The 1361-nt window shown below is 45.0% G+C and carries 1 protein-coding gene; it reads right to left on the reverse strand.

Annotation, left to right across the window (positions count from 1 at the left end):
• Positions 1 to 371: 371 nt before the first annotated feature.
• Positions 372 to 1280: a transposase gene (locus AC07E3_RS21385; RefSeq protein WP_478364743.1), complete on the reverse strand. Its 909-nt coding sequence runs from the start codon at positions 1278 to 1280 to the stop codon at positions 372 to 374.
• Positions 1281 to 1361 lie beyond the last annotated feature (81 nt).

A 1361-nucleotide genomic window follows, 5' to 3' on the forward strand; every position in this document is an offset into this window, starting at 1 on the left:
GTTCAGCTCGAGCTCTTGCATTTCCTCGACTGTAATGCCGTTCTCGAGAAAGGCTAGAAGCAGTAGGCAGTGCAGATTCAAAGTCGCGCTGTGCAACGCGAGCGTCAAATAAGCTTCGACTCACATCTAAAAGCCCTGAATGTCGAAATAAGTCGAGTATAAGATGGATTAACACTACTTACTACCCTCTGTGACAGCTGACTTTAAGGCTTTTTTGATGCATTGCAGATTCAAAAACAGCGGGTAATTACGGAGTAAATGTAGTCAAGATATGAAAATAGGCTGGCCATTAGTACTGAAAACTTATTTGTCATGTGAGGAAGGTAGAGCCTCAACACATTGGTGTTAAAGCGGTATTGGTGGCCGCACTCTTAAGCGCCAAAATCAAAATTTTTCTGGATTATATAGTCTTCAATCTGTGTTGTATGCCGTGATCCAGTGAGTGGTGGCGCTCTGCATGAGTTGGCGGTAATCGCTGAGTCTTGTTTATCCAAATGCGTCAATATCTTTTGGATGGTGGCAGCGTCTGTAATGCATGCCATTATCTTGACCTTAGTACTCTCACACGCCTCACATATAGTGACATCAATATTGAATACTCGCTTCAACCTTTGCGCCCAACTCATGCTGCGAGCATGGTACGGCTTATCTGGATCTTTCGGACGTTCTGCTAAGCGAGGACTATTCTTCCCACGCTGAGAAGCCGTGACCTTTGCGCGTACATTGCTATTAGGCGCAAACACGCCATAAAATCGAGTCAGGTTAAGTCTAGGCGGCGGTACCAGTGCAGCCAACTTACTAATGAAGTCAAGTGGCGAAAAAAACACATGAGTAGTTCCGTCTTTGTAGGGCGTCTTGAGTTCATATCTGACGTTACCAGTAGATGTGAGGTTTAGGCGTTTTTCACTTACTGCTGGCCTGGCGATATATCTACAAAGACGCTCTAGCTTACCCGTTTGATGGGTGTCGGCGAAAACCCCCGCATGTAAACTAAATCCGTCTATTTGAGCTAATTGACCATAGTTATCTTCATCTTTTGCAGGCAACGTTTGTAGCGAGAATACTTTCTTACCTATATCCTTCCCAACCGCAATGCGATAGTTCACTGAGGCGGCTTGTAAGTGCAGCAGTCCATCTTCGTCTTCTAGCGGTAAATCCAAAAAAGCACTGTTTGCATCTCGTTCAATTAGCCCTGCCTTTTCCAAGTATGCGGCAACTCTGTGACTGCGATTAAAGTTCTGGCTATTCTTAGGCGCTTGAATATGCGGATCAGCCTGCAAGAATCTACCCAAGGTTGGATCGTAGATCCGACCCCCCATATGGATTAATCGGGTACTTGATTTACAATACCGTTTTCAATG

Source organism: Nitratireductor lacus (assembly GCF_056431025.1).